Source organism: Paraburkholderia sp., from assembly GCF_035656215.1.
Lineage (GTDB): Bacteria > Pseudomonadota > Gammaproteobacteria > Burkholderiales > Burkholderiaceae > Paraburkholderia.
In genome coordinates, this window is the sequence record NZ_DASRSY010000421.1 from 1 (window position 1) to 2,629 (window position 2,629).

A 2,629-nucleotide genomic window follows, 5' to 3' on the forward strand; every position below is an offset into this window, starting at 1 on the left:
AAAGGCACCGTGGTCAGCGGTCAGATCGAACAGCGTCAGCATTCGTCGTCAGCCTTGTCGAACGACGAAAAGACGCGCGGCATGGCGCTCTTCTGCTGCGCGACGGCATGCTCCGATCTCGAAGTGGATATCCGCGAAGTGGCCGGCGTGGGCGACGTGCAGGTCAAGAAACTGCCGTGCCGCGTGAACGCGATCGAGCGCAAGGCCGACGACGTTGTCGTGCTGAAACTGCAACTGCCCGCTAACGAGCGTCTGCAATATCTCGCCGGCCAGTACCTGGAATTTATTCTGAAGGACGGCAAGCGCCGCAGCTATTCGATGGCGAGCGCGCCGCACGCGGAAGGCCCGATCGAGTTGCATATCCGTCACATGCCCGGTGGCGCGTTCACCGATCACGTCTTCAACACAATCAAGGAGCGCGACATCCTGCGCTTCGAAGCACCGCTCGGCACTTTCTTCCTGCGCGAAGACTCGGACAAGCCGATCGTGCTGCTGGCCTCGGGCACCGGCTTCGCGCCGCTCAAGGCGATCGTCGAACATGCGGTGTTCAAGAACCTGAATCGGCCCATGACGCTTTACTGGGGCGCGCGCCGCAAGAAGGACCTGTACCTGCTCGATCTCGCCGAGCAATGGGCTCGCGAGATTCCGAACTTCAAGTTCGTGCCGGTGCTGTCGGAACCGGACGCGGGCGATGCGTGGACGGGCCGTGTCGGCTTCGTGCATCGCGCGGTGATCGAGGATTTGCCGGATCTGTCGCCGTACCAGGTGTACGCGTGTGGCGCGCCGGTGATGGTCGAGTCGGCGCAGCGCGATTTCACCCAGCATCACGGGCTGCCGGAAGACGAGTTCTACGCGGATTCCTTCACGAGCGCGGCGGATCTGGCGAACGCGGTTTGAGGGAATGAACGGCCCGATCGAACCGCGACCGGGCCGTTCCTGAACAGCATGTCAGCACCAAGGCGGATGCGCAAAAATCCCGCTTGACGCCAAATTGTGCAAATTCATGGTTTACACCAGCGCTTTCCTTGTCGTATTCTTTCGCGCATGAACCGCATCCAGTCCGAACTCCGACGTCGCCGCTCGCCGCTCCCTTAGGGACGCCGCTGGCTTCGTCACGGATTCGCGCCGCACAAGGGCGCAAGCAGTTCGAATCATGAAAGCCACGGCATGCCGTGGCTTTTTTGTTTGCTTTTTTTGTTTGCCCAACCGCTCATTAACCCTTCACCCGCTGTCTGGAGCCTGCCGTTATGAATTTCAATGAGTACCCGATCGAGTCGCTGATGTACATCACGAACCGGCCCGATATCGTTTTCACGCACGGCAAGGGCTCGTGGCTCTACGACAATAACGGCAAGCGATATCTGGACTTCATCCAGGGCTGGGCAGTCAACAGCCTCGGCCATTGCAACGACGGCATGATCGAAGCGCTGAACAAGCAGGCGCAACTGCTGCTCAATCCGTCGCCGGCCTTCTACAACGGTCCGATGGCACAACTCGCCGGGCTGCTCACGCAGCACAGCTGTTTCGACAAAGTGTTCTTCGCGAACAGCGGCGCCGAAGCCAACGAAGGCGCGATCAAGCTCGCGCGCAAGTGGGGCAAGAAGTTCAAGGACGGCGCGTTCGAAATCATCACGTTCGATCACAGCTTCCACGGCCGCACGCTTGCGACCATGTCCGCAAGCGGCAAGCCGGGCTGGGACACGATCTACGCGCCGCAAGTGCCGGGCTTCCCGAAAGCGGATCTGAACGACATCGCGTCGGTTGAAAAGCTGATCAACGCAAAGACGGTCGCGGTGATGCTCGAGCCGATTCAGGGCGAAGGCGGCGTGATTCCCGCCACACGCGAGTTCATGCAGCAACTGCGCGCGCTGACCAAACAGCACAACCTGCTCCTGATCGTCGACGAAGTGCAAAGCGGTTGCGGCCGGGCCGGTACCCTGTTCGCGTACGAACTGTCGGGCATCGAACCGGACATCATGACGCTCGGCAAGGGCATCGGTGGCGGCGTGCCACTCGCGGCGCTGCTCGCGAAAGCCGAAATCGCCGTGTTCGAACCGGGCGATCAGGGTGGTACGTACAACGGCAATCCGTTGATGACCGCCGTCGGCTACTCGGTGATCTCGCAACTGACCGCGCCGGGCTTCCTCGAAGGCGTGCGTGCGCGCGGCGAGTATCTGCGCGCCAGGCTGCTCGAACTGTCGGAAGAGCGCGGCTTCGAAGGCGAACGCGGTGAAGGTCTGCTGCGCGCCCTGCTGCTCGGCAAGGACATCGGCAACCAGATCGTCGAGAAGGCGCGCGTGATGCAACCCGACGGCCTGCTGCTGAACGCAGCGCGTCCGAACCTGCTGCGCTTCATGCCGGCACTGAACGTCACGAACGAAGAAATCGACCAGATGATGGCGATGCTGCGTTCAATTCTCGACACGCTGTAATCACACAGGAAAGCGCGTATGACGACGACCACAACGTTATCGATCCGCTGCTTCGACACGCGTGACACCGATGCCGTGGTCGCGCTATGGCAGGAAGCGTTCCCGGAGTACCGGGACGTGACAAGACCGCAGCGCAACCCGCATCTGTCGATCGCAAACAAACTGGCGACGCAACCGGAACTGTTCTTTGTCGCGGT

The 2,629-nt window shown here is 61.2% G+C and carries 2 protein-coding genes and 1 pseudogene; all 3 read left to right on the forward strand.

Annotation, left to right across the window (positions count from 1 at the left end; all coding sequences use genetic code 11):
* Window positions 1–897 (forward strand): CDP-6-deoxy-delta-3,4-glucoseen reductase (locus tag VFE81_RS24545; protein ID WP_325047064.1); only part of this gene is annotated, 897 nt, incomplete at its 5' end.
* 350 nt (window positions 898–1,247) lie between these two features.
* Window positions 1,248–2,432 carry an acetylornithine transaminase gene (locus VFE81_RS24550; RefSeq protein WP_325047065.1) on the forward strand — a complete coding sequence of 395 codons (1,185 nt, stop codon included), beginning with the start codon at window positions 1,248–1,250 and terminating at the stop codon, window positions 2,430–2,432.
* 18 nt (window positions 2,433–2,450) lie between these two features.
* Window positions 2,451–2,629 (forward strand): annotated as a pseudogene (locus tag VFE81_RS24555) (GNAT family N-acetyltransferase); the annotation flags it as partial.

Bases quoted from the DNA above. Each gene is read 5' to 3' on its own strand.
- VFE81_RS24550 (WP_325047065.1), top strand. From the start codon at position 1,248: ATGAATTTCAATGAGTACCCGATCGAGTCGCTGATGTACATCACGAAC.